The organism is Sphingopyxis sp., assembly GCF_035565275.1.
Lineage (GTDB): Bacteria > Pseudomonadota > Alphaproteobacteria > Sphingomonadales > Sphingomonadaceae > Sphingopyxis.
Window position 1 is genome coordinate 1 of record NZ_DATMST010000006.1, and the last position, 25,515, is coordinate 25,515.

Sequence of the window (25,515 nt, forward strand, 5' to 3'; positions counted from 1 at the left end):
GCAGCAACCCCCGCCGAGGCGGCAGCGGGCGCCGATGTCGTCCTCGCCTGCGTCGGCAACGACGACGATCTCGCGCAGGTGACGCTCGGCCGCGACGGCGCGTTCACCGCGATGAAGAAGGGCGCGCTGTTCGTCGACCACACCACCGTTTCCGCGCGCATCGCACGCCAGCTTTCGGTCGAGGCCGACGGGCTCGGCCTGCTCTGCCTCGACGCCCCCGTGTCGGGCGGCGAAGCCGGCGCGCAGAACGGTACGCTCTCGATCATGTGCGGCGGGACGAAAGCGGCCTTCGACGCCGCCGAACCCGTGATGCAGGCCTATGCCGCGCGCATGGTGCATATCGGCGGCCCCGGAGCGGGGCAGACGACGAAAATGGTCAACCAGATCGCGATCGCCGGCGTCATTCAGGGCCTGTCCGAAGCCCTGCGCTTCGCGCAGGCTTCGAAGCTCGACACCGACAAGGTATTCGAAGCCGTCTCGGGCGGCGCCGCGGCGAGCTGGCAGATGCTCAACCGCTGGGGGACGATGGCGAAGGACGAGTTCGACTTCGGCTTCGCGGTCGACTGGATGCGCAAGGACCTCGGCCTCGCGCTCGACGAAGCCCGTGTCAACGGCGCGACGCTGCCGGTCGCCAGCCTCGTCGACCAATTCTACGCCGATGTGCAAAAGGCCGGCGGCGGACGAAAGGACACCAGCTCGCTCGTGACGAGGTTGCCCAAGTGAAGCGCCTGATCCTGACGGCCCTCGCGCTGGCCCTCGCCGCCCCCGCGCACGCCGACACGCTCGTCGATAACGTCAACGGCATCACGCTCGACAAGGACGGCAAGCTCGTCCGCTTCACCGGCCTCGTGATCGATACCCAGGGCAAGGTGAAGCAGCTGCTCGACCGCAAGGACAAGCGCCCCGAACGCCCCGACTTCAAACAGGACGGCCAGGGCAAGACCCTGATCCCCGGCCTGATCGACGCGCACGGCCATGTCATGGGTCTGGGCTTCCAGCTCATGCTGCTCGACCTCAGTGGCACCAACAGCCTTGCCGAAGCGCAGGCGGCGATCCGCAAATATGCCGCCGAGAATCCCGAAATGCCGTGGATCATCGGATCGGGCTGGAATCAGGAAAAATGGGGCCTCGGCCGTTTTCCGACCGCCGCCGACCTCGACGCCGCGGTGCCGAACCGCCCCGTCTGGCTCGAACGCGTCGACGGCCACGCCGGTTGGGCGAACACGGCGGCGATGACCGCCGCGAAGATCACCCCCGCGAGCAAATCGCCCGAAGGCGGCCGCATCGAGATGGAGAGCGGCAAGCCGAGCGGCGTCTTCGTCGATGCCGCAATGAGCCTCGTCGACAGCGCCAAGCCCCGGCCGCTCGCCCGCGACCTCGACCGCGCGCTGTATCTCGCGCAGCAGAAACTGCTCGAACAGGGGATCACCGCGATCGCCGACATGGGGACCAGCATCGCCGACTGGCAGGCGTATCGCCGCGCCGGCGACAAGAAACAGCTCGCGGTGCGGATTCTGAGCTATGGCGGCGACATCGACAATATGGCGCTGATCGCCGGGGGCGAGCCCACCCCTTGGCTCTACGATGATCGCCTTCGCATGATCGGGGTGAAGCTCTATCTCGACGGGGCCCTCGGCTCGCGCGGCGCGTGGCTGAAGGCGCCGTACAGCGACGCGCCGGGGCAAAAGGGCCTGCCCCTCCTTACCCCCGCGCAGCTTCGCAACAAGATGGTGCGCGCGTCGATGGACAAGTTCCAGGTCGCGATCCACGCGATCGGCGACGCCGCGAACGCCGAGGCGCTCGACGCGATCACCGATCTCACCGCCGACCTCCCCGGCGAACGCCGCTGGCGGATCGAGCATGCGCAGATCATCGACCCCGTCGACATCCCGCGCTTCGCGACGCTCAAGGTCATCGCCTCGATGCAGCCGATCCACCAGCCCTCGGACCGCGCGATGGCCGAAGCGCGGCTCGGCCCCGACCGCCTCAAGGGCGCCTATGCGTGGCGCAGCCTTGAAAATGCAGGCGCGCGGCTTGCTTTTGGTTCCGACGTCCCCGTCGAAAGCGCCAACCCCTTTCCCGGCATCGCCGCCGCGATCTCGCGCACCGACGCCAGGGGCGAGCCCTTCGGCGGCTGGCGCCCCGAAGAAGCCGTCAGCCGAGAAACCGCGCTCGACGGTTTCACGCGCACCGCCGCTTTCGCCGGTTTCGCCGAGGATCGCATCGGCACGCTGATGCCCGGGATGCGCGCCGACTTCCTGATCGTCGACGCCGATCCGATGATGGCGAGTCCGGACGAGATTCGCCGCATGACCCCGCTCGAAACGTGGATCGGCGGCTATCGCTATTACAAGAAGAACGAGGGCGCGACCGTTGGCCGCTGACACGCCGACCCGTCGCGCGCTGCTGACCGGCCTCGCCGCGCTGCCGGTCGTGGCGAGCGCGGCGGCGGCCGAGCGCAAGGAACGCCGCTCGAAGAAGCGCAAGCCCGCCAAACCCAGGGTCCAGCATGTCGATGTCGCGATCATCGGCGCGGGTGTGTTCGGGGCATGGACCGCATGGCATCTGCTCCGTGCGGGCAAGTCGGTCCGGCTGTTCGACGCCTATGGCGCGGGCAATGCGCGCGCGTCGTCGGGTGGCGAAAGCCGCGTCATCCGCATGGGTTACGGCGCCGACACCATCTATTCGGAGATGGCGCGCGATTCGCTCAAGTATTGGAAAGACCTCTCCGACAGCGCGAGCGCACCGATCTTCCACAACACCGGCGTGCTCTGGTTCGCGCCGCAGGGCGACGCCTACACCGCGCAATCGCTCGCCTGGCTGCAGGCGAACCGCGTCGGGCACGAGCATGGCGACGTCAGCTGGCTCCAGAACAAATATCGCCAGATCCAGTTTTATCAGGGCGAGACCGGCATCCTCGAGACCGAAGCAGGCGCACTGATCGCCGCGCGCGGCGTGCAGGAACTGATCGCCGATGCGCAGATCGAGGTCGAGCGCGTCGTCATGCCCGCGCCGCTTTTTTCGAAAAAGACGAAGCTCCACACGCTGCCCGACGGCGGCACCGCGGACCATCTCGTCTATGCCGCGGGCCCGTGGATCGCCGAGCTGTTTCCGCAGCAACTGATGAACAGGATCGTCGCAACGCGGCAGGAGGTCTATCATTTCGGCGCGCCGCAGGGCGACACGCGCTTCGCCCCGCCCGAACTGCCGGTGTGGGCCGATTTCAACAACGGCCGCATCGTCTATGGCATCCCCGATCTCGAAGGCGCGGGGTTCAAGATCGCGATCGACGTCCATGGCCCGACGGTCGATCCCGACACGATGGAACGCCAGCTGAGCCCCGCGGGGATCGCCGAGGCACGCACCTACATGCAGCGCCGCTTCCCCGGCCTCGCATCGGCGCCGCTGCTCGGCGGGCGCGTCTGCCAGTACGAGAACAGCTCGAACGGCGATTATCTGATCGACCGTTTTCCGGGACAGCAGCATGTGTGGCTCGTCGGCGGCGGATCGGGGCACGGCTTCAAGAACGGCCCCGCGGTCGGCAAGCGCGTCGCCGCGCATATCCTCGACGCGAACCTCGCGGTCGAACCGCGCTTCAGCTTCGCGACCAAGGGCACGGTCGCGGCGCGGACCGTTTTCTGATCGGGGCAAGCATGAAACTCACCGACTGCCATAATATCGACGACTTCCGCGCGCTTGCGAAGCGCCGCCTGCCCTGGCCGGTGTTCGACTATATCGACGGCGCCGCCGACGACGAGGTCACGCGCCGCCGCAACCGTGCCGCGTTCGACGATTGCGACCTCATCCCGCGCGTCCTCGCCGGCGTCGAAAACGTCGACATGAAGACGACGCTGTTCGGGCGCGAGATGGCAATGCCGCTCTTTCTCTCGCCGACCGCGCTCCAGCGGCTCTTTCACTGGCAAGGCGAGCGCGCGGTCCTGCGCGCCGCCGCGAACGCCGGCACGGTCGCGGGCATCTCCAGCCTTGCGACGATCAGCCTCGCCGAAGCCGGCGCGCTCACCGATGGCCCGAAGCTGTTCCAGCTCTATGTCCACCACGACGAGGGCCTCAACCAGGCGATGCTCGACGCCGCGCGCGACGCGAAGTTCGACGCCGTAGCGCTCACGGTCGACACGATCGTCGGCGGCAACCGCGAACGCTGCCTGCGTTCGGGCTTCACCTCGCCGCCGCGTTTCACCGCGTCGAACATGCTGAGCTACGCCGCCAAGCCAGGCTGGGGTCTCAACTATGTTTGCCGTGAAAAATTCAGCCTTCCCAACCTCGCGACTCACGTTTCCGAGGGATCGAGCGTCCCCAAGTCGGTCGCCGAATATTTCACCTCGATGCTCGACCAGAGCCTCGACTGGAAACGCGCCGAGGCGATCCGCAAGAAATGGGACGGCCCATTCTGTTTGAAAGGCATCGTCGCGGTCGAGGATGCGAAGCGCGCCGCCGACATCGGCGCGACCGCGATCATGGTGTCGAATCATGGCGGGCGCCAGCTCGACGGCAGCATCTCGCCCTTCGACGCGCTCGCCGAGATCGTGGATGCCGTGGGCGACCGGGTCGAGGTGATCTGCGACGGCGGCATCACGCGCGGGACGCATGTGCTGAAAGCCTTGTCGGTCGGCGCCAAGGCCTGCTCGGGCGGTCGCCTCTATCTCTACGCACTCGCGGCGGCGGGCGAGGATGGCGTCGCGCGCGCGATCGCGCTGCTCCGCGCCGAGATGGAAAGGGGCATGAAATTGATGGGGGCCAAGACCCTCGCGGATCTCGGCCCCCACAATTTGCGCTGGCGGTAAGAAATCCTCCCTGCGACGCAGTCGTGGGGAGGGGGACCGCCGAAGGCGGTGGAGGGGCCGCAACCTCGCAGCCCCTCCGTCAGCCCTGCGGGCTGCCACCTCCCCATCGCTTCGCGACAGGGAGGATTTAAGGATCAGGCGACAACCTCTTCCTTCTTGCCGATCCCGCCCCAGTCGATGTTGCGCGTCATGTACATCACCCCGGCAAGGGCGAAGAACATCAGCACCGACCCGATGAGCAGCGCATAGGCTTCGAGGTTGAGCAGCGTGTAGAGCAGAGCATAAAGCCCGATCAGCATCGCCGCGAGGAAACGCGCGCGCTTCCAGCTCTTGAGCACCGCCGCGCTGTAAAAGGTCAGCAACCCGATAATCGCCGCCGACGCGACCATATAGGCGGGCATGAACCCGATCACCTCCGCAAACGCCAGCAGCAGCACGAAGAACAGCACCAGCGCGATGCCCGTGAGCAGATATTCGGCCGGCGCCACGCGCGCGCCCGCGATGATGTCGAACATCAGAAAGGCGACGAAGGTGAAACCGATGAACAGGAAGCCATATTTGATGCTGCGATCGACTTGGCTGTAGAGGTCGACGGGTTCGATCAGGCTGATCGCGACGGCTTTGGCAGTCCCGCCCGACGCTTCGCCTGCGGCGTCGGCGGCCGCCACGGCAACCTCGACCGGCACATCGCTATAGGAGTCGCGCCGGCCATAATTGGTCGTGACCGGGGGCGACAGATCGCCGGTGAGCACCTGCGCCTGCCCCAGCGCGAGATTCGGGATAGCATAGGAGGCCGTGAAGCCGCTTCCCTTCACCTCGCGCTTCGCGGGCAGGAAGTCGCCGCCGAAGCTCGGATTTGGCCAGCTCGACCTGACCGTCCAGCGCGTGTCGACCCCGCGCGGGATCAGCCTGAAATCGCCGAGCCCGCGCACGCCGATCCTGTAATCGACCTTCATCGGCGCCGCGGCGCTCCAGTCGACGAAGGCGAAGGTGCCCGAATTGCCGGTCGAGAGCAGTCCCTTGCCCGGCTGCAGCGCGAGCGGGGTGCCGTCGACGGTCAGACTGTTGCCATCGACCAGTCCGCGCGCGTCGCTGATCCCGAGCCGCACTTCGGCGCGGTCGAGCATCAGCGCTTCGCGGCTGACGCCGTACCGCGCGATATCGGCGGGCAGCACGAACTCGGCATGCCCCGCGATCTGGCTTTCATAGACGACCGTTTCGTAAATCGCCTTCTTCCGCTTCTCGGGCTTGATGACGACGTCGGCCCTGTTCGTCTGCGGCGAGAGGTAGAGGTTGCGGATCATATTCACCGTCCGCGTCACATCCTTGCCATTTTCCTGCACCGTCGTCGTTTCGGTCGCGCGATAGGGGATGACGATCACCGGTCCGGCGATCGTCTGCTGGCCGCCCCAGCCCTGCCCGATCGAGGCCTGCGCGGTTTCGGCCTGCTGCTGGCGGTCCCATAGCAGGCCGTAGATCATCAGGAGAGGGACCATCAGCGCGACCGCGATCAGCACCGCGACAACCAGTTTGACCCCGGGGCTGCGCTCGCCGCGCGCCGGAGGAACGGGGGGAACCGAAACGCTTTGAGGGGATTGGGGAGCTTGAGGCATGGGGGATCACTCTCCGTCTTCTTCAACTCGTCGATGAAATTGCACGGTTCGCCGACATGGTCAAGCGCCTTGCGGCAAAGCGACGGGGCATCGAAAAGGCGGCCTTTCGGGCCGCCTTCGTTCCGATAGCGATGTGATGGGGGGCGGCCTCCCCCTGAGACCGCCCCCGGCCCGGCGTCAGAAAGACGCGCCGAGCGAAAAGACCACCGCGCCGTCTGCGCCGACCGACTCCTTGTAGCCGCCGAACTTCGGAGCATCGGTGTTGATATAGGCGACGCCGAGCGTAAGCATTTTCCAGCTGAAATCGACCCCGACCGAGTAATCGATAACCTCGCCATCGAGGCCGCCGAGAAAGCTGTCGCTCTTCGAAAAGCCGATATGGCCCTTCAGCTTTACGGGCGTGTCGGGAATCTGGACCCCGGCATCGGTGTAGATATAGACGCCGCTGGCATCGCCCAGCGAATTCTGCCCGCCGGGCGCCCATGCGATGCCGGTCTTGACCGATGCGGGGCCAAGGTCTCCGGAAACGGCCAGATAGGGTTCGATGACGGTCGTGTTGTCGACGCCGGGATAAAGATAGACCGTGGCGCCGATATCGGCGGTCAGGCCCGGAACGACTTCCCTGGCATAGCCCGCAAAGACGTCGATCTCGGTGCCGTTGTTGAACCCGATGCTCGACCCCCATGTGCCGACGTAAAGGCCGCTGTCGTGGCCGATGGTGAAGCCCCCCTGAATCGCGGCCTCTTCGTTCGACTGGCTGAAGCCGCGGAAACGGTAATCGCTGACGACCGTGGCGCTGCCGGTGATGGTGATACCATCTCCGGCCTCTTCTTCCTGGGCAAAAGCGGGGGTGGTGGAAATCGCCGTCGCGGCGACAAGCGCGCCAATGCACGCGCGTACGAGAGTTTTCATGGACAGATCCCTGTTAGTTGATGGATCGTCCCTGCCTGCCGCACGGCTGGCCTGCCTCGGTTCGGGTCTGGTCCCGCCGTGCGTGGTGTCGATGTTCACCAGATTGGTGCGGCGCACAATAAAAAACCGCACCCGCCGTGTTAAAACGGCGCGATGCGGCTTTCGTGCAACAGTTGATTACGAATTATATTCTTGGTGAGAAATTATATTACGCAAACTTGTTCGCGCAGGATCAGAACGAAACGCCGAGTGTAAATACGACCGTGGGATCGTAAAGCGTGTCGATCGCCTTGACGCCGGTCTTCCTGATATCGGTGTCGACATAACGCGCCGACAGCGTCGCCGGGCCGACGACATAGGACGCACCCACCGACCAGTCGAAATAATTGCCGGCAGGCGCGGTCAGCGCGAGCGAGCCATCGGAATAGCCGACCCCCGCGCGCAGCGTCACCGGGGTGTTCGGGATGCCCGACGAGACGCCCAGATTATAATACCAGCTGTCGCCCTGCGACTTCTGGTCGGGAGCATAGGCCACGGTACCCGTTGCCGAGAGCGGTCCGATGTCGTGCGACAGCTTGCCGATGAACTCGACATAGTCGGCGGACCCCGCCCAGTCGCGGTTACCCGGATAGGTATAATAGATCATCCCGACATCGACCGAGGTGCCCGACGCGATCCCGGTCGTATAGCCGCCGTAGAGGTCGAGTTCGAACTTTCCGGAAAGCGGTCGGTCGGGCATCGTCGACCCCCAGATGCCCGCGTAAAAACCGCTTTCGTGGCTGAGCGTCAGCGTCGGCTGCAGCGCGATTTCTTCATCCGACAGCGAGATGCCCCGAAAACGGTAATCGCTGACCACCGAAATGCCGCCCGACAGCGAGACCGGGCTGCCGACCCCGGTCACATCTTCGTCCTGCGCGAAAGCCGGGGTCGAAACGGCTGCCGCCGCGAACAGCGCGCCCATGCAGGCCCTGTTGAAAAACCTCATCGATAACTCTCTACATGCTTTGCCGAAATTGCCGGTCGTGACGACGCGCGAGCGGAATGAAGCGGGATATTCATCCAGCATAGGGCGGCGGCTTTCCCGCCACAACCCGCGCGCCGCATGCCTGGCTTTGCCAAGCGGCTCCGGCGCGGCTAAAGAGCGGCACATATCTCCCTTCAGTCGAGCCCGATCATCATGAGCGATCACAACCCCGGCCTGCGCCCCTGGCGCGACATCGCACGGCGCACGAGCCGCCAGATCATGGTCGGCGCCGTCCCCGTCGGCGGCGGCGCGCCGATCAGCGTGCAGACGATGACCAACACGCTGACCAGCGACGCCGCGGCAACGATCGACCAGATTCGCCGCTGCGAGGATGCGGGCGCCGACCTGATCCGTGTGTCTTGCCCCGACACCGAATCGACCGCCGCGCTCGGCCAGATCGTGCGCGCATCGCGCATCCCGATCATCGCCGACATCCACTTCCACTATAGGCGTGCATTGGAAGCCGCCGACGCCGGCGCCGCGTGCCTGCGCATCAACCCCGGAAACATCGGCTCGTCCGAACGCGTCGGCGAAGTCGTCCGCGCCGCAAAGGCCAACGGCTGTGCGATCCGCATCGGCGTCAACGCGGGCAGCCTCGAGAAGGACCTGCTCGAAAAATATGGCGAGCCCTGCCCCGAGGCGCTCGTCGAAAGCGCGCTCGATCATATCAAGCTGCTGCAGGACCACGACTTCCACGAATACAAGGTCGCGGTGAAGGCCAGCGACGTCTTCCTCGCGGTCGCCGCCTATGCGCAGCTCGCCGACGCCGTCGACTGCCCGCTTCACCTCGGCATCACCGAGGCCGGCGGCCTGATCGGCGGCACCGTCAAATCGGCGCTCGGCATCGGCAACCTCCTCTGGGCCGGCATCGGCGACACGATCCGCGTCAGCCTCTCGGCCGAACCCGAAGAGGAAATCCGCGTCGGGTACGAAATCCTGAAATCCCTCGGCCTGCGCACCCGCGGCGTCCGCGTCGTGTCATGCCCCAGCTGCGCGCGGCAGGGCTTCGACGTCATCCGTACCGTGCAGGCGCTCGAAGAGGCGCTCCAGCACATCAAGACCCCGATGTCGCTTTCGGTCCTCGGCTGCGTCGTCAACGGCCCCGGCGAGGCACGCGAAACCGACATCGGCATCACCGGCGGCGGCAACGGCAAGCATATGGTCTTCCTGTCCGGGGTCACCGACCATCATGTCGAGGATGCCGACATGATCAGCCACATCGTCAGGCTGGTCGAAGCGAAAGCGGCCGAGATCGACGCGGGCAGTTCGGTGAGCATGGACACGCTCCACGGCAAGGCGGCGTGAGCGTCACGATGGAACCGGAATCGGCCGACACCCCAAAGCCCAAGAGCTCCGCGCGCCAGCGTGCCGACGCGATCAAGGCCTATCGTTGCAAGAACCTGATTGTCGTCATCGAGAATCCCGACGAAATCAGGAATATCGGCACCGTTGTTCGCAACGTGAATGCTTTGGGCGTGGAGAAGGTCTATGTGGTCGACTCGCGTAAATCGCTGCCCGATGACTGGCAGGAAATGCGCGAAGCCAAACCCATTTCCAAAACCTCGGTGTCCGCAATCAAGTGGAGCTTCGTCAAGCGGTTCGACAGTACGGAAGATTGCCTTGCCCACCTGGAGAAGAACAGCTTCGTGTCGATCGTCACCTCGCCCCACATAAAAGGCAAGCGGAACGAACTTTTGCACGAAGTCGATTATACCGAACATGCCAAGCTGGCGGTGTGGTTTGGAAATGAGGCTCGCGGTATCAGCGATCTCGCAGTCGAGCGCAGCTCGATGTGCATCAGCATTCCCATGTTCGGTATGATCGAGAGCCTGAATCTCGGCACGTCTTCCGGGATTGTTTTGTATGAGGTGACAAAACAGCGTCGTGAGTATCAAAGCCGATATTTGAAGCGAAACAAGCGCGTCCCGGTGCGGCCTGCTGACGATATTTGATACCGCCATGACCCTCTCGATCCGTCCCGCCACCCCCGTCGACCTGCCGCTCATCGCGCAGTTCATCCGCGACCTCGCCGACTATGAAAAGCTCGCGCACGAAGTCCGCTTCGACGAGACGAAGCTGGGCGAAAAGCTGTTCGGCCCGCGCCCCTATGCCGAAGTCCTGATCGGCGAGATCGACGGGCAGGCGCAGGGCTTTGCGCTCTTCTTCCACAATTTCTCGACCTTCGAAGGCAAGCCTGGCATCTATCTCGAGGATCTGTTCGTCCGCCCCGAAGCGCGTGGGTCGGGGCTCGGCAAGGCGCTGCTCGCGCACCTCGCGAAGCTCTGCGTCGAACGCGACTGCGCGCGCCTCGAATGGTGGGTGCTCGACTGGAACACGCCGTCGATCGGCTTTTACCAGAGCCTCGGCGCGAAGCTGATGGACGAATGGACCGTGATGCGCGTCGATGGCGCGGCGCTGACCGGCCTCGCGGCGACCGCTGATCGCTAAAAGACAGGGAGGGTCCTGCAAGGTCGGACCCTCCCCTGCCCCTCCCGCAAGCGGGAGGACGCGAAGTCACTTCGGTTTCTTGAACCGCAGCACGAACTGGTCGGTCTTGCCCTGCACTTCGGGATCGAACACCGGTTTCGTCCGGTCGTCACCGGAGTTCGCGAGCAGGTCGCTTTCGCCGTCGAGCACGAAGCCCGCGGCCAGCACCTCGGCCTTCACCGCCTCGGCGTCGATGCGGTGCAGGCTGCCGACATCGCGCAGCCCCGACCCTGCTGCCGCGCTATGGTCGAGCACGAAATAGACGCCGCCGGGTTTCAGCGCTGCGAAGGCGGCCCGGTTGACCGCGTCGGCAAGCTCCGCGGGCGCCTTGTCCCCCTTGAAATCATGATAGTTGCGCGAGGTCCAGACGACGTCGGCGGGTCCTGCGCGCGCGAGGTCGGCGAGCGCGCCGATCTGCAGCTTCACATTGGCCCGGCCGGGTTCGCGCGCAAGCTTGCGAAGCGCATCGGAGTCACGCGGGACGACCGCGACGACGGTGCCGCGGGCACCGACCGCCGCCGACAGGACCCGGGTGAAATAACCCTCGCCGGGCAGGATCTCGATGACGCGCTGGCCCGGCTTGATATTCGCGAAGCGCAGCATCATCCCGGGTTTGCGCGCCGCATCCTGCGCGATGTCCGCGGCGGGGCGGCCCGGCTTGGCGGTGCCCATCATCTCGGCCAGCGCGGGCGCCGAAGGCAGCAGGACCGCGCCGGCGAGCGCGAGGCCGAACCCCGCAAGGAAATGCATTCTGCGGCGTGAAAAAGCGGATTTCGGCATGATGGCCCCCTCGATGCAAATGGACATCGACTGGACGCCGCCAGCCGTACGATCGGATGCAGCGGAGAGGATAGGGTAGCGTCGCAAAAGCGATGCGTATTATTCGATCAACACAGCAAGGATGCCGATGAACCGACGAACGGCGGAACGATGCGTACCGACGCCGCGTTTTCCGGCCCATGATCGACCATAGCGGAATCGTCGTTACCGACCTTGCGCTCGCGCGCGCCTTTTATGATGCAATTGCGGCGCCGCTTGGCCTTGTCACCGTCGACAACAGCCCCCAATCCTTCCTGCTGGGCAAGAGCAAGGAAGAACCGATCCCCTATCTGTGGATCGGCACCCCTCGCCCCAGCTACTGGATCGAGGGGTCGCGCGCCGGGATCAACCAGATGCACGTCGCGCTGATCGCGCCGTCGAAAGACGCGGTACATGCGTTCCACGCGGCAGGCGTCGCCGCCGGCGGCAAGGATCATGGCGCGCCCGGCCCGCGCGAAGGGGCCATGGGCTATTATGGCGCCTTCCTGCTCGACCCCGACGGCAACAATATCGAGGCCGCCTTTCGCGACAATCTTCCCTATCTGCGCAAGGCCTAGCGCGCGGGCCGGGGCTTCCGCCGTTCCATCGGGCGGCTCGGCATATGCGCCTCGGACAGGCGTTCGGCCTCGTCCGGCTCAATCCCGAGATCGGTCAGCACGCGCAGCAGCGCCTCGGCGGGCGCGACCGCAATGTCTGGCGCGATGCCGTCGCCTTCCCAATCCTTGCCGGTCGCGGGATCGTAGGTGCGCCCGACGGGGATGAAGGCGCCGTAACCGCCGCCCAGCTCCTCGCCGCGACCGAAATGATTGGCGCCCGCAGTCGGCGCACCGACCAGCGTGCCGCGCCCCGTGTGCTTCATCGCGAGCGAGAAATGCTCGGCCGCCGACGCGGTGCCGCCCGATGTCAGCACATAGATTTTGGCATCGCGCAGCCGCGGGTCGGCGTTCGGCGTCACCCAATGTTCGCGCGCGACCATACCCGCGTCGCCCTTCACCGTGCGCAGCGAGGCGATGCCGTCGATCGGCGACCCGCCCTCGGCGTCGACCGACGCGCGCGTCGCCATCGTTACGAGCCGCGTCGGCTCGGCGAACAGCCAGGGAAAGATCACGTCCATCTGGTCGAGCCCGCCGCCACCGTGGGTACGGATGTCGAAGATAATCGCCTTTGCGTCCGCATGGTCGGCCATGAACTTCTCCGCGGCCGCGGTGACGGCCGCGTCGTCGGGAAAGATATTGAAGCGCACGAAGGCGATGCCGGGTGCGATCCACCCCGGCTGCTCGATCGGCACGCGCGGCGGATAGCGCGTCGGCGCGGCCTCGCCCGGCTTTGCCGCGCCTTCGGGAATCCGCACGCGCAAATGCCCGTCGGGCGCCACCGCGGCCACATCGGCATCGATCGCCGCACCCAGCGCCTCGCCGGTCAGCATGGTGTAGCGGCCGGAGGCGATCGCCGCGCGGATCGCGGCGGCGTAGCGCTTGCCGGTTTCGGGATAGACATAGTCGCGTTCGAGCAGCGCGGCATATTTTTCGGCGACGCTGTTGGCAGCGACCTCGTCCGCAGCGACCGCCGGGGGCGCTGCGACAGTCGATGCCGCAAGCAGTATCGCAGGTAAAAGCTGCAAGGAACGAATCATTTCTGCCTCCAGTCCGGCCGTTGTGACCGAGGGTGTATCATGCCCACAACACAGATCAACTACATTTGTAGTCGTTATGGCGATTCAACGCTTTCGCGCAAACCAGACAAGGAAAATCCCCGCTACCGCCAGCACCACGCCATTGCGCGTCCATGTCGTATCGCCCAGCATGAAACTGCTCGCCGGCCAGCGTATGATGTCGAGCCCCTGCAAGGCCCACAGCCCGCCGACGAGGATCATCGCCACGCCGATGATCGCCAGAATCCCCTTCACTGCACTCATGCCCGCTCTCCCCTGCGTTGCAGCCCGATCAACGGCCGCAGCCAGCCGATGCTGCGCCCGATCGCATAGAAAAGCCAGCAGCCGGTCACCGTCACGGCGATCAGGATCAGGAAAGACGGCAGCGCAGAGACACGCTCTTGCAGCAGATACCAGCCGATGACGACGATGATCGTCTGGTGGACGATGTAAAAGGGGAACACCGCCTCGGCGAGCATCGCGCGCCGGGGATGGTCGCGGTTCGCATAACGGTCGGCGATCCCGACCAGCGCAATGATCGACGCCCAGCCCTGTATCAGCCGCACGACCATGAAGGGCGTCACGATCCCCGACGGCGGCGGTCCTTCCCCCGGCGCCATCCACATCGCCCAGACGATCCAGGCGTAGGCCGCCACCGCGAGCCCCGCCGCGACCGGCCAGCAGCGTGCGACCGCATCGAACAGCACCGGCCTTACGCGCAGCAGCCAGCCGATGAAGAAGGGGACAAGGAAATGGAGATGCGCCGGCCCGTCGTCGAACAGCGCATGCGTATCGCGGTGCCCGGGAAAGGCGAACAGGATGACCAGCCACACCGCAAAGGGCACGGCGAGCATCCCCCACCCGCCAAGCAGCCGTGCCGCCGCGTCGGCGATCCGCGCGCGCGCCGCCGCGGGCAGGATCGCCAGCAGCACGGCAGCAAGCGCCGTATAGACGAACAGATAGACGACGAACCACAGATGCTGCCATGTCGGCAGCACGATGCCCTCGAGCGTCCCGAAGCGGAAATAGTCATGAAGCCAGAAATGGGCGAAGCCATGGGCATAGCCGTGCTGCGTCACCAGTTCGATCCACGGCTGCACCGGAATGATCACGATCATGCCGAAGACGAGCGGGATCAGCAGCCGGGCGCTGCGCGAGCGCATGAACGCCCCCGCCCCGCCGAGCTTCGCGAACAGCGCCGCACTGGCATATCCCGACACGAGGAACAGCAGCGGCAGCCGCCAGCTGTTCGTCGCCACCATCGGGATCTGGACCCAGTCCATCGGCTGGGCGATCTTCACATGCCAGCCCCACGGCACGAAATACATGCCGATATGATAGAGGATCAGCAGCGCGAAAGCACCGATGCGCAGCCAGTCCATGCCATAATGCCGTGTCGCCTTCATTTGCCCAATCTCCTTTGGCGGCCCGAATCTGCTTTGCCGGGCGGTCTCGCTGCGGCTAATCGAAAGCGCGGATGGCGGGCGATCCCGGCGGGACGAGCAGCGGGGCCGATGTGACGGACGATCAAGGCACAGGGACGAGCGGCGGCACAGCGGGGACGGGCGGCATGACCGCGCGGACCCTGACCGCACTGCTGCTCGGCGCGATGCTGCTGTTCGGGATCGTTCGCATCACCGCAAACGTCTATTCCTATATCGCCGACCGGCACGGCACGGGGGTTGAGGTCGCCGCGTCCACCGCATGGATGCTCGAAGGCACCGCCCTCGCCGCATGGGTGATCATGCTTGTTCCCTGCTGGTTCACCGTGCGCACGATCCGGCCGCCGCGCTTTGGCCTGCCGGCGACCGTCCTGATCCACGCGCTGCTCGTCATCCCCGTCTCGCTCGGACACATCGCGCTGATGGTCGCCTTTCGCACCGCGGCATGGTGGCTCACGGGGGGAAGCTATCATTTCGGCTCGCCCGAGGGCGACCCCGTCCTCTACGAATTCCGCAAGGATGTTTCGACCTACGCCGAACTGATCTTCATCCTCTTCCTCGTCCAGTGGCTCGTCGCACGCTACGCCGCCCCGCCCGCCGAAAAGCCCGCGCCGGCAACGCTCGCGGTCGGCGATGGATCGATCACCCATCATCTGCCGATCGCCGAGATCGAGCATGTCGCGGCGGCAGGAAATTATGTCGAGATCGCATGGCGCGGCCAGCGCCTGCTCCACCGCGCGACCATGACGGGGATCGAGGAGGAACTGATGAGCGCGGGCTTCGCGCGCATCCACCGCAGCCGCCTCGTCCGCCGCGACGCGGTGCGCCGCGTCGTCACCCACAAGAGCGGCGATTTCGACGTCGAGATGGAAAGCGGCGAAACCTTGCGCGGCAGCCGCCGGTTTCGAGGGAATCTCGAAACCGGCTGACTATCGCCGCTTGCCCGCCTCGCGGCATTCGACGCTGCCATAGGCTTCAAGATAAGGCCGGTCAAAACAGGCGATCAATCCGTCGACCACACCCAGATTGGGCGGCCAGCTCGCCGCGATTCCGGTCGCCGCAGATATGTCGTTTTTCGAAAAATTGCCGGGAACCGGCGATGCCGCAAGCCGCTCGCGCGCCTTGGCCAGGCCATCCGCGTCGCGCTTCAGAAAGGCGATCGTCGCCTTCACATAGTCATTCCACGGCAGCGCATAGGCGGTCCATCCCTCGAACGCCTCGGGGCCGACCTCGGGCTTGAGCGATTGATGCATCAGCCCGATTGCGCGCGGCGTATCGCCCGCGAACGCACGCGTCGTCGCTTCATGCCATTTGAACGAGGGTATCTGCCATACGCGCGCCAATTCCTCACGATGCGCTTCGATATACAGCGCGATCAGATCCGCCGCCGCAGTACGACATTCGGCGCGGTTGCCCAGCTTTCGCCATCCGAGATTGTCGTCCTGATCGAACGTGTTTCGATCGAGCCGCAACATCGCCGCGCGATCATGGTCGCATGATCCGCTATCCGGCTGCGCGGCATGCGATGCGGCCGGCACCGACACGGCGCAAAATCCGAGTGCGACCAGCAGCATCCGCCTCATGTTCACCTCCTATGCGAGCACCCGCCACGCCAGTTCGGCAAATTCGCACAGGAGCGGGCGCGTGTCGCGCGGGTCGATGATGTCCTCGACCCCGAATTTCTCGGCGGTGCGGAACGGCGAGCGCACGCGGTTCAGCCTTTCGCGGATCGCCTCCAGATGCGCCGCCGGATCGTCGGCCGCCTCGAGCTCGCTCTTGTACGCGACTTCGACCCCGCCCTCGATCGGCAGGCTGCCCCAGTCGCCCGACGGCCAGGCGAAGCGGTACTGGAAGCGCTCGGCGTTCGACATCGCGCTCCCCGCGATGCCATAGGCACGCCGTACCACCACGCTCGCGAGCGGCACCGTCGCGCGATAGATCGCGTTCATCGCTTGCACGCCGTAACGGATCGTCCCGGTCCGCTCGGCCTCGCCGCCGATCATGAAGCCGGGGTTGTCGACGAGATGCACGATCGGCAACCGGAACTGGTCGGCAAGCTTCACGAAACGCTCGGCCTTCTCGCTCGTCTTCGCATCCCACGATCCGCCAAGGTAGCTGGGATCGCTCGCGAGCACCGCGACCGGATATCCGTCGAGCCGCGCAAACGCCGTCATTACCGCGCGCCCCCAGCGCGCGCCCATTTCGAAGAAGCTGCCCTGATCGAATACCGCGCCCGCGATACGCCGCATCGAATAGACCTGCTTCGCCTCGCGCGGGACGACCGACAGCAAGGCCTCTTCGCGCCGGTCGACCGGATCGCTGCACGCGGTGCGCGGCGCCCGGTCATGGATCGACGACGGCAAATAGGACAGGAATCGCCGCGCCGCCGCGAACGCCTCGGCCTCGCTCGCGACCTCGTCATCGACGACGCCGTTGCGCGTATGCACGTCGCTGCCGCCCAATTCCTCGCGGTCGAGCGTGTCGCCGATCGCCGCCGCGACCGCCGGACCCGCCGCGAACAGCTGCGACAACCCGCGCACCATGATGCTGTAATGGCTCGCAACCACGCGCGCCGCGCCAAGCCCGGCGGTCGGCCCCAGCGCCAGCGCGACCACCGGCACCGTGTCGAGGTTCGCGATAATCTCGCCCCAGCCCGGAACGTGCGGGATATAGGTATAGCCCATATCCTCGAGCGTCTTGACCGACCCGCCGCCGCCGGTGCCGTCGATCATGCGGATCAGCGGCAGGCGATATTCGTGCGCCATCGCCTCGCACTGGACGAACTTCCTGTGCAGCGCCGCATCGGCCGCGCCGCCGCGCACGGTGAAATCGTCGGCCGAAGCGACCACCGGCCGGCCCTCGATATTGGCGCGGCCGAAAACGAAATTGCTCGCAGCAAGGTCTTCGAGCTCACCGTCCGCACCATATTTCCCGCGCCCCGCGATCTTGCCGATCTCGCGAAAACTGCCTTCGTCAACGATGGCGTTCAGCCGCGCCCGCGCATCCATCTTGCCGCGGCTGTGCTGGCGCGCGACCTTTTCCTCGCCGCCCATCTTCTCGGCCATCGCGCGGCGCCGGCCAAGCTCGTCGATCTCGTTTTTCCAGCTCATGGATGCGAGGCTAACTGACGTTGACGGAAACGTCATGCAAAACCTATCGTCGGTGCATGATGCACAAACCTGCCTTCGCCCTCGCCGCCGCCCTGCTCGCATTCGCACCGGCTGCGGCCAGCGAGACGCGCACGATCCCGGGGGTCGAAAATCCATACAGGAGCGACGCCTTCGTCGCCGATCCGATGCCCGCGATCGATGCTGCGCTGGCGCGCGCGAAACAGTCGGGCAAGCCCGTGCTGCTCGTGATGGGCACCGGGGGTTGCCACGACAGCGCCTGGCTCGCCAACATCCTCGTCACCGACCGCTTCGCGCCAGTCCGCGCGCGCTACGAGATCGTCCATGCCGACATCGGCATGCCGCATGTGAAGGGCTGGGGCCGCAATCCCGAGGTTGCGAAACGTTTCGGCTTCCGGATCAAGGGCACGCCGACGGTGGCGATCCTCGATGCCGACGGCAATGTCCTCAACCGCAAGGCCGCCCCCAAATGGCGCAACGCCGCAAGCCGCAGCGACGACGACATCTATAATGAACTGATGCAATAGGGAGAGAGCATGACCGGGATGAACCTTGCCGGGCGCGTCGCGCTCGTCACCGGCGCCTCGCGCGGCATCGGGCGCGGGATCGCGATCGGGCTTGCCGAAGCGGGCGCCGACGTCGCGGTGAATTATACGCGCGGCGAAGAGGCGGCCGCCGAGACCGTCGCCGCCATTCGTGCCCTGGGCCGCAACGCGAAGGCCTATCAGGCCTCGGTCACCGACGAAGCGGCGTGCGCCGCGATGGTCGCGGCGGTCGAGGCAGAGTTCGGCCCCATGTCGATCCTGATCAACAACGCCGGCATCGCGAGCCGCGGGCTGTCCGTGGCAGACACGACGCCCGGGGAGGTCGACAAGCTCTTCGCGGTCCACGCCGCCGGCCCGCATCGCCTGTCGCGCCTCGCGCTGCCGCAGCTCCGCACGCATGCGCGCAGCGACATCATCGTCATCTCGAGTATCGCGACCTGTGCGAACGCGCCGAACGGCGCGCCCTACACGATGGCAAAGGCGGCCGGCGAAGCGCTCGCTCTGACCCTCGCCAAGGAGGAACTTCGCAACGGCGTCCGCGTCAACATCGTCGCCCCCGCACTCACCGTCAGCGACATGGGCGAAAAACTGTCGCGCGCGGTCACGGGCAACGACGACATCCACCATCTCGATACCCGAATGCCCTTTGGCCGCGTCCCCGTCCCCGCCGACGTCGCGGCAGCAGTCGTGTGGTTCGTCAGCGACGCGAACCCCTATTGCTCGGGGCAGAAGCTCAACATCGACGGCGCGGGACAGGCGACGTTCCGCTAAGGCGCCTTCATGCGCCCCGATTCGCCCTCTCCCGTCGTCCCCTTCCTGATCGCATGCGCGGGCATTGCGACCTTTTCGGCGATGGACGTGCTGATGAAGGGGCTGTCGATCGGCATCGGCGCATATAACGCGGTGCTCTGGCGTACCGGGACCGGCGCGCTCATCGCCGGCCTGCTCTGGTTCGCGAGCCGCCCCGAATGGCCGGGCAAGGCGACGATGCAGATTCACGCGTGGCGTTCGCTGTTCGTCGCGGGGATGGCACTCAGCTTCTTCTGGGCGCTCGCGCGACTGCCGATGGCGGAGGCGATCGCGCTCGCCTTCGTCGCGCCGCTGATGGCGCTCTACATGGCGGCGATCTTCCTCGGCGAGAAGATCGGCCCGCGCTCGATCGCAGCGTCGGCCCTCGGGCTCGCGGGGGTGATCGTGATCGTCGCGGGGAAGCTCGGCGGCGATTATTCGGACGAGGCGCTGCTCGCGGTCGGCGCGGTGTTCCTCTCGGCGATCTTCTATGCCTACAACCTCATCCTCGCGCGGCGGCAGGCGAAGATGGCCGAACCGATGGAGATCGCCTTCTTCCAGAATTTCTTCGTCGCCGCGATCCTAGCGCTTGGCGCGCCGTGGTTCCTCGCGGTGCCCGATGCCGCCCACGCGCCGCACATCGTCGGCGCCGCGGTCCTTGCGACGACATCGCTCCTGCTGCTCAGCTGGGCCTATGCACGCGCCGAGACGCAGATCCTCGCAACCACCGAATATACCGGCTTCCTCTGGGCGATGCTGTTCGGCTGGTATTTCTACGGCGAGCCGGTGACGCTGCCTACGCTCGCGGGCGCGTGCCTGATCGTCGCGGCCTGCCTGATCGTCGCGCGCAAGGCGCCGCACGGCGACCCGATCGAGCCGGCGGCTGCCTAAACCGCCGCGCGCGCCAGCCGGTCGTTGATCGCCGCGCCGAGCCCGTCGAACGGGATCGCCGCCACCGCGATCCTCAGCTTGGCACTTGCCGCCCCGGCATGCAGCGCATCGAAAAGATGCGCCGCCGCCTCGGTCAGATCGCCCGCGACGCTCAGATCATAATCGCCCGCAACCGCGCCAAAGCCGATCCCATACTCATCGTCCGCAAACCCGGTCGCGCCGAGCCGCACCGGCTTGCCCGGCGCATAATGGCTCGCGAGCATCCCCGGCGCGACGATCTCCGAACCTTCGACGCCGGTCACCGCCAGCCCGCTTGCTTCACCCAGCATCTCCGCGGTCACCGGCCCCGGCCGCAGCACCTCGATCACTCCGTCCTTCGCACGTGCGATGGTCGATTCCACGCCCGCCGTCGTCGGCCCGTCGTCGATCACCAGCGCGATACGGCCATCGAGGCTGGCGAGCACATGGCTTGCCTTCGTCGGGCTCACCCCGCCGCTCGCGTTGGCGCTCGGGGCAGCCAGCGGCGCCCCCGTTTCCGCCAGCAAAGCCTGCATCGCGCGGTGTCCCGGTACGCGGAGAGCGATCGTATCGAGCCCCGCCGTGGCGATGCTCGCCACGGGACAATCGGACGTACGTGGCACCACCAAAGTCAGCGGCCCCGGCCAGAAATGTGCCGCAAGCTTGCGCTCGACCGCACCGAACACGCCCAGCCGCTCGGCCGCCGTCAGGTCCGGCACATGCACGATCAGCGGATTGAAATCGGGCCGGCCTTTTGCTGCATAGATGCGCGCGACCGCCTCCGCATTGCGCGCGTCGGCGGCGAGGCCATAGACCGTCTCGGTCGGCACCGCGACCGGTTGCCCCTCCCCGATCAGCCCCCCGGCGCGCGCCATTGCCTCCGGCCCGAAAGGGCGGATATCGGTTGTCATGCGCGTTTGACCGTCGGCCATGCCGCGCTATAGCGCCCGCGCAACGATATTCACCAGGAAAGTCGGCTTTCATGTCTTACACGCCGCCCACCACCGAACAGCTTTTCGTCCTCAATCATATCGCGCGCGTCGATGCGATGGCCGCCCACGACAAATTCGCCGCCGCGACCCCCGACATGGTCGAGGCGATCGTCACCGGCATCGGCGAGTTCGCCGCCGACGTTTACGCGCCGCTCAACCGCGTCGGCGACACGGCCAACCCCAAGTGGGACAATGGCAAGGTCACCATGCCCCCGGGCTTCAGGGACGCGTACAGGCAGTTCGTCGAGGCCGGCTGGGGCAGCATCGACGGCCCCGGCGAATATGGCGGACAGGACCTGCCCTTCACCCTCGCGACCGTCGTGATCGAGGCGCTCGGCAGCGCGAACATGGGCTTCTCGCTGTGCAGCATCCTCACCCCCGGCGCGATCCACGCGCTGATGGCCTATGGCACCGAGGAGCAGCGCCAGACCTGGCTGCCGAAGCTGATCACCGGCGAGTGGAACGGCACGATGAACCTGACCGAACCCGCCGCGGGCAGCGACGTCGGCGCGCTGCGCTCGACCGCCGAAAAGGTCACCGAGGGCGAGCATGCCGGCCTCTACAAGATCAAGGGGCAGAAGATCTTCATCACTTTCGGCGAGCATGACCTCACCGACAATATCGTCCACCTCGTCCTCGCGCGCACGCCGGGAGCGCCCGAGGGGACGCGCGGCATCTCGCTCTTCCTCGTCCCCAAATATCGCCTCGATGCCGACGGCAAGCCCGCGCACTCGAACGGCGTCCATTGCGCCTCGATCGAGCACAAGCTCGGCATCCACGGCTCGCCGACCGCTGTCATGGTCTATGGCGAGGACGAGGATTGCCTTGGCGAGATCGTCGGCGACGAAATGGGCGGCATGCGCGCGATGTTCGTGATGATGAACAATGCGCGCCTGATGATCGGCTGTCAGGGCATCCAGATCGGCGAGCGCGCGACGCAGCAGGCGCAGCGTTTCGCCGCCGAACGCGTCCAGTCGGCGCTCGCGGGGTCGCCCGACCGCAATCCCGTGACGATCGACCGGCACCCCGACGTCCGCCGCATGCTGTGGCGGATGCGTGCGCAGACCGAGGCCGCGCGCGCGCTGACCTATTATGCCGCGGCGCAGATCGACTTCGGCAAGCTGGGCGACGAGGCCGCCGCGATGCGCGCCGACATCCTCATCCCGCTGGTCAAGGCGCACGCGACCGACATCGGTTGCGAGGTCGCGAGCCTCGGCGTGCAGGTGCACGGCGGCATGGGCTTCATCGAGGAAACCGGCGCCGCGCAGCATTATCGCGACGCGCGCATCGCCCCGATCTACGAAGGCACCAACGGCATCCAGGCCGCCGATCTCGTCGGGCGCAAGCTCGGCATGGCGGGGGGCGATCTTGTCCGCGGCCTCATCGACGATATCGCACACGGCGCCGCCGATTTCCCCGAGCTCCAGCAGCTCGTCGACGCCTGCCGCGCGGTCACCGACTGGATGGTCGGCGCGAACACCGGCGACCGGCTCGCGGGCAGCTATCCCTATCTCACGATGCTCGCGACGGCGACGTGCGGATGGCTGATGGCGATCCAGCACAGAGCCGCGCGCGCTGCGCTCGAAGAGGGCAATGGCGACCGTGCCTTCCTCGAAGCGAAGATCGTCTCGACACGCTTCTACCTCGAACAGATCGTCCCTGCGGCGACCGGCCTCGCCGCCTCGGCGCTCGCCGGCGACGCGGCGCTGGAGCCGCTGCCCATGATCGCCTGAAACACCTGGAATCCTGCGCCTGATGCTCCGGCGCGCGGCGCAGGATTTCATTCATAATTAACGCGATGATAACCATCTGGGACTAGGCACGGCCGGCAATTGCTGGAGACGTGCGTGCCCATCCCGGTCAAAAGTCTGATCATCAGCTGGCGAACCATCGCACTGTCGCTGCTCATCACGCTGGCGGTGGGCATTTCGTCGGCTGGCGAAATCGCCGACCGGGTGCTCGACGCGGTCGTCGGCCGTCTCGCCAATCGCGCGGTTACCGGGCAGGTCGTTGTGGTCGCGCTCGACGAGCGTACAATGGCGCAATCGCCCAACCGCAACTTTTCGATGACGCAATATGCAAACGTGGTCGACGCCGCGAACCGGGCCGGCGCCAAGCGCCTCCTGATCGATTTCTATTTCGACCGGCGGGAGGCGGACCGCGACTTCCCGCTATTCGTCGATGCGGTCAGGAATATGGGCGACCGCGTGGTGCTCGCCGTCTCGACGCGCCAGGTCCCCGGCAGCGACGAAAAAGTTACGACCTTTCCCAGCAAGCAATTTGGCCCCGATGTTCCCATGGCGAGCATCGCGATCGAAAGCGAGTTCTGGCAGGTCTGGAGCGCTCCGATCGCTTATCGCGCCGAAGGGCGGCTGCTTCCGACATTTGCCGCGATCATTGCCGGCCGGCATAGCGATACGCCGAAGAGCTTTCGCCTCGATCTCGGCTACAACACCCGGACAATCCCGGAGTATAGCGCAGTTGATCTGCTTTCGGGCAAGGTGGGCACGCGTGAACTGGCTGGCAAGGATGTGATCTTTGCCCCGACCGCGCCCAGCTTTCAGGATTATTTCTATCTGCCGGGGCATAATCGCATTCCCGGCGGCTTCCTTCACGTCATCGCCGCGGAAACGCTGAAGCGCGGAAATCCTGTCGACATCGGATGGATTCCCCCGCTGCTATTCGCTGTCGCGGCGATCGGACTGGCGCTGCTCCCCCGCTTTCAACGCGCCTTCGCTCCGATCGCCCTGGGCACAACGGCCACCCTCATCGGCGGCAAGATCTTCCTCGGCACCATGCTCGTCACCTCGTGGATCGGCGCCGCGCTCTTCTTCATCGCCGCTATCGCCGCCAACGTGTCGCGCACCCGCCGCCGCGCTTCGGCACAACGCGAAAATCCGGTCTCGGGCCTGCCGAATTTCGAGGCGCTGCGGTCGCAAGCAGCGTTCGGCAGCGCGACCGTCGTCGCGGCGAAAGTCGTCAATTTCGAGGATCTCGCCGCTTTCATTCCGGGCGACGGTATCGCCAAGCTCGTCGAACAGGTCACACGCCGCCTCCAGCTCGCCTCGCAGGGCACGACGCTGCACCACGATCTCGACGGCACCTTCGCCTGGCTCGTCCCCTATTATCAGCACAGCCAGATCGAAGGGCAGCTCGCGGGGCTTGCCGCGCTGTTCAACGCGCCGCTGACGATCGGCGAGCTGCGTGTCGACGTCGCGATCGCCTTCGGGGTCAACGACGAGTTCGAAGGGTCGAACGCCCAGCGCCTCGCCGCGGCGCTCGTCGCCGCCGAGCGCGCGATCCGCACGCGCTCGCTGTGGACCAAATATACTTCGCGCCAGAAAGAGGACGCCGGCTGGCAATTGAGCTTCCACTCGCAGCTTGAGGACGCATTGACCGGCGGCGACATCTGGGTCGCCTTCCAGCCGCAATATCAGATCGCGACGCGGCAGCTCGTCGGGGTCGAGGCGCTCGCGCGCTGGACGCACCCGACGCGCGGACCGATCCCGCCCGACGAGTTCATCGTCCAGGCCGAAAAGAGCCAGGACATCTATCGCCTCACCTTGTTCGTGATGGATCAGGCGATCCGCTCGGCCGCGCAGCTGCGCGAACGCGGGCTTCCGATCAACATGTCGGTTAACCTGTCGGCGAGCCTGCTCGACCACAGCGACCTCGTCGGCACGATCCGCGTCATGCTCACCGCACATCACCTGCCGCCCGAGGTTTTGACGATCGAGATCACCGAAACCGCGCAGATCGAAAACAGCCGCCAGGCGCGCCAGACGCTCGCCCAGCTCCGCCGCACCGGCATCCGCCTGTCGATCGACGATTACGGCACCGGCCAGTCAAACCTCGAATATCTAACCGAGATCGAGGCCGACGAGATCAAGATCGACAAGCGATTCGTGATGACGATGCGCGATTCGCAGCGGAACCTCGAAGTCGTCAAATCGACGATCGATCTCGCGCACCGCCTCGGCGCCGTCGCGGTCGCCGAAGGCATCGAAGACGCCGAAACCATGGCGCTTCTCGCCGGCCTCGGCTGCGATGTCGGACAGGGCTATCATCTTGGAAAACCTCAACTGTTTTCCGAACTAACCGCAACGCTCGCCGCGCCTCCCAAAGACCGCACCGCATAGCTGCCAAACTGGCAGCAATGCTTATAGTTAAGACTCGATTTACCTTACTAATTAAGGTATACGCTCCGTTAACTGTTCCTCGTGGGCAGTGCGAACAGGAGATTTATCATGGGTTGGTTTTGGCAATTCCTGGGCGGCACCGGTACGGACAGTGCTGGCGGTCAGGCCTAAGCAGAATTAGGTTTCAGGAGGGGCTCCGGCATCGCCGGGGCCCTTTCTTTTTGTCCAAAACCCGCATGACGGCCGCCGCCGAATGACCGCTT

At 65.8% G+C, this 25,515-nt stretch carries 24 protein-coding genes; 14 read left to right on the plus strand and 10 right to left on the minus strand.

Translation table 11 applies throughout. The annotated features are described in order from the left end of the window. The 4 genes from VN047_RS00365 to VN047_RS00380 all read left to right on the plus strand — a co-directional run. Positions 1-723: NAD(P)-dependent oxidoreductase (locus tag VN047_RS00365; RefSeq protein ID WP_325538922.1), on the plus strand; the 723-nt coding region annotated here is incomplete at its 5' end. After that, complete coding sequence (locus VN047_RS00370; RefSeq protein ID WP_325538923.1) at positions 720-2,384, plus strand: amidohydrolase; 1,665 nt, start codon at positions 720-722, stop codon at positions 2,382-2,384. The genes VN047_RS00365 and VN047_RS00370, both read left to right, overlap by 4 nt. Beyond that, on the plus strand, positions 2,374-3,642 hold the full coding sequence (locus VN047_RS00375; RefSeq protein WP_325538924.1) for an FAD-dependent oxidoreductase: 1,269 nt from the start codon (positions 2,374-2,376) through the stop codon (positions 3,640-3,642). Before VN047_RS00370 ends, VN047_RS00375 begins: the two co-directional genes overlap by 11 nt. A gap of 11 nt (positions 3,643-3,653) precedes the next feature. Beyond that, on the plus strand, positions 3,654-4,802 hold the full coding sequence (locus VN047_RS00380) for an alpha-hydroxy acid oxidase (protein WP_325538925.1): 1,149 nt from the start codon (positions 3,654-3,656) through the stop codon (positions 4,800-4,802). A gap of 134 nt (positions 4,803-4,936) precedes the next feature. Here VN047_RS00380 and creD read toward each other — a convergent pair whose 3' ends face one another. The 3 genes from creD to VN047_RS00395 all read right to left on the minus strand — a co-directional run bounded on the left by creD (position 4,937) and on the right by VN047_RS00395 (position 8,312). Continuing rightward, the gene (gene creD / locus VN047_RS00385; protein WP_325538926.1) at positions 4,937-6,415 is read right to left on the minus strand and encodes a cell envelope integrity protein CreD; all 1,479 of its coding nucleotides are present in this window, start codon (positions 6,413-6,415) and stop codon (positions 4,937-4,939) included. Between the two features lie 177 nt (positions 6,416-6,592). Then, a complete protein-coding gene (locus VN047_RS00390; protein WP_325538927.1) occupies positions 6,593-7,327 on the minus strand; it encodes a TorF family putative porin in 735 nt (244 codons plus the stop codon). 232 nt (positions 7,328-7,559) lie between these two features. Continuing rightward, on the minus strand, positions 7,560-8,312 hold the full coding sequence (locus VN047_RS00395; RefSeq protein WP_325538928.1) for a TorF family putative porin: 753 nt from the start codon (positions 8,310-8,312) through the stop codon (positions 7,560-7,562). A 192-nt stretch (positions 8,313-8,504) separates the two neighbouring features. Here VN047_RS00395 and ispG point away from each other — a divergent pair, with 192 nt between their 5' ends. The 3 genes from ispG to VN047_RS00410 are packed head-to-tail and all read left to right on the plus strand — an operon-like array spanning position 8,505 to position 10,799. After that, positions 8,505-9,656: a flavodoxin-dependent (E)-4-hydroxy-3-methylbut-2-enyl-diphosphate synthase gene (gene ispG / locus VN047_RS00400; RefSeq protein WP_325538929.1), complete on the plus strand. Its 1,152-nt coding sequence runs from the start codon at positions 8,505-8,507 to the stop codon at positions 9,654-9,656. Then, complete coding sequence (locus tag VN047_RS00405; RefSeq protein ID WP_325538930.1) at positions 9,653-10,303, plus strand: RNA methyltransferase; 651 nt, start codon at positions 9,653-9,655, stop codon at positions 10,301-10,303. Before ispG ends, VN047_RS00405 begins: the two co-directional genes overlap by 4 nt. Positions 10,304-10,310: 7 nt before the next feature. Beyond that, positions 10,311-10,799 (plus strand): GNAT family N-acetyltransferase, encoded by a 489-nt coding sequence (locus tag VN047_RS00410; RefSeq protein ID WP_325538931.1) that lies wholly within the window; start codon positions 10,311-10,313, stop codon positions 10,797-10,799. A 66-nt stretch (positions 10,800-10,865) separates the two neighbouring features. On the opposite strand, the gene VN047_RS00415 is transcribed toward VN047_RS00410, so the two are convergent. Beyond that, positions 10,866-11,618 (minus strand): methyltransferase, encoded by a 753-nt coding sequence (locus tag VN047_RS00415; RefSeq protein ID WP_325538932.1) that lies wholly within the window; start codon positions 11,616-11,618, stop codon positions 10,866-10,868. Positions 11,619-11,797: 179 nt separating this feature from the next. Between VN047_RS00415 and VN047_RS00420 the strand changes: the two genes are divergently transcribed. After that, positions 11,798-12,214 (plus strand): VOC family protein, encoded by a 417-nt coding sequence (locus tag VN047_RS00420; protein WP_325538933.1) that lies wholly within the window; start codon positions 11,798-11,800, stop codon positions 12,212-12,214. Here VN047_RS00420 and VN047_RS00425 read toward each other — a convergent pair. The 3 genes from VN047_RS00425 to VN047_RS00435 form a co-directional block, all read right to left on the minus strand. Then, positions 12,211-13,290, minus strand: coding sequence for a S41 family peptidase (locus tag VN047_RS00425; RefSeq protein ID WP_325538934.1), 1,080 nt, complete (start codon positions 13,288-13,290; stop codon positions 12,211-12,213). The genes VN047_RS00420 and VN047_RS00425 overlap by 4 nt on opposite strands. 84 nt (positions 13,291-13,374) lie before the next feature. After that, entirely contained in the window at positions 13,375-13,572 is a 198-nt protein-coding gene (locus VN047_RS00430; RefSeq protein WP_325538935.1) for a hypothetical protein, read from the minus strand. After that, a complete protein-coding gene (locus VN047_RS00435) occupies positions 13,569-14,714 on the minus strand; it encodes an acyltransferase family protein (RefSeq protein ID WP_325538936.1) in 1,146 nt (381 codons plus the stop codon). Before VN047_RS00435 ends, VN047_RS00430 begins: the two co-directional genes overlap by 4 nt. 71 nt (positions 14,715-14,785) lie before the next feature. On the opposite strand from VN047_RS00435, the gene VN047_RS00440 reads away from it, so the two are divergent. Continuing rightward, positions 14,786-15,679, plus strand: coding sequence for a LytTR family DNA-binding domain-containing protein (locus VN047_RS00440; protein WP_325538937.1), 894 nt, complete (start codon positions 14,786-14,788; stop codon positions 15,677-15,679). Here VN047_RS00440 and VN047_RS00445 read toward each other — a convergent pair whose 3' ends face one another. Both VN047_RS00445 and VN047_RS00450 read right to left on the minus strand, forming a co-directional pair. After that, positions 15,680-16,333: a hypothetical protein gene (locus VN047_RS00445; protein WP_325538938.1), complete on the minus strand. Its 654-nt coding sequence runs from the start codon at positions 16,331-16,333 to the stop codon at positions 15,680-15,682. Positions 16,334-16,342: 9 nt separating this feature from the next. Beyond that, a complete protein-coding gene (locus VN047_RS00450; protein ID WP_325538939.1) occupies positions 16,343-17,860 on the minus strand; it encodes an acyl-CoA carboxylase subunit beta in 1,518 nt (505 codons plus the stop codon). 56 nt (positions 17,861-17,916) lie between these two features. Here VN047_RS00450 and VN047_RS00455 point away from each other — a divergent pair, with 56 nt between their 5' ends. Genes VN047_RS00455 through VN047_RS00465 form a run of 3 tightly spaced genes read left to right on the plus strand, consistent with a single transcriptional unit; the run spans position 17,917 to position 20,103 of the window. Further along, the gene (locus VN047_RS00455; RefSeq protein ID WP_325538940.1) at positions 17,917-18,405 is read left to right on the plus strand and encodes a thioredoxin family protein; all 489 of its coding nucleotides are present in this window, start codon (positions 17,917-17,919) and stop codon (positions 18,403-18,405) included. A gap of 9 nt (positions 18,406-18,414) precedes the next feature. After that, on the plus strand, positions 18,415-19,194 hold the full coding sequence (locus VN047_RS00460; protein WP_325538941.1) for an SDR family oxidoreductase: 780 nt from the start codon (positions 18,415-18,417) through the stop codon (positions 19,192-19,194). A 9-nt stretch (positions 19,195-19,203) separates the two neighbouring features. Then, a complete protein-coding gene (locus VN047_RS00465) occupies positions 19,204-20,103 on the plus strand; it encodes a DMT family transporter (protein ID WP_325538942.1) in 900 nt (299 codons plus the stop codon). Here VN047_RS00465 and VN047_RS00470 read toward each other — a convergent pair. After that, on the minus strand, positions 20,100-21,032 hold the full coding sequence (locus tag VN047_RS00470) for an L-threonylcarbamoyladenylate synthase (protein ID WP_325538943.1): 933 nt from the start codon (positions 21,030-21,032) through the stop codon (positions 20,100-20,102). The two genes, VN047_RS00465 and VN047_RS00470, sit on opposite strands and share 4 nt — an antisense overlap. A gap of 71 nt (positions 21,033-21,103) precedes the next feature. Between VN047_RS00470 and VN047_RS00475 the strand changes: the two genes are divergently transcribed. Both VN047_RS00475 and VN047_RS00480 read left to right on the plus strand, forming a co-directional pair. Continuing rightward, positions 21,104-22,846: an acyl-CoA dehydrogenase gene (locus tag VN047_RS00475; RefSeq protein WP_325538944.1), complete on the plus strand. Its 1,743-nt coding sequence runs from the start codon at positions 21,104-21,106 to the stop codon at positions 22,844-22,846. A 114-nt stretch (positions 22,847-22,960) separates the two neighbouring features. Continuing rightward, positions 22,961-25,252: an EAL domain-containing protein gene (locus tag VN047_RS00480; RefSeq protein ID WP_058537399.1), complete on the plus strand. Its 2,292-nt coding sequence runs from the start codon at positions 22,961-22,963 to the stop codon at positions 25,250-25,252. Positions 25,253-25,515: the final 263 nt, after the last annotated feature.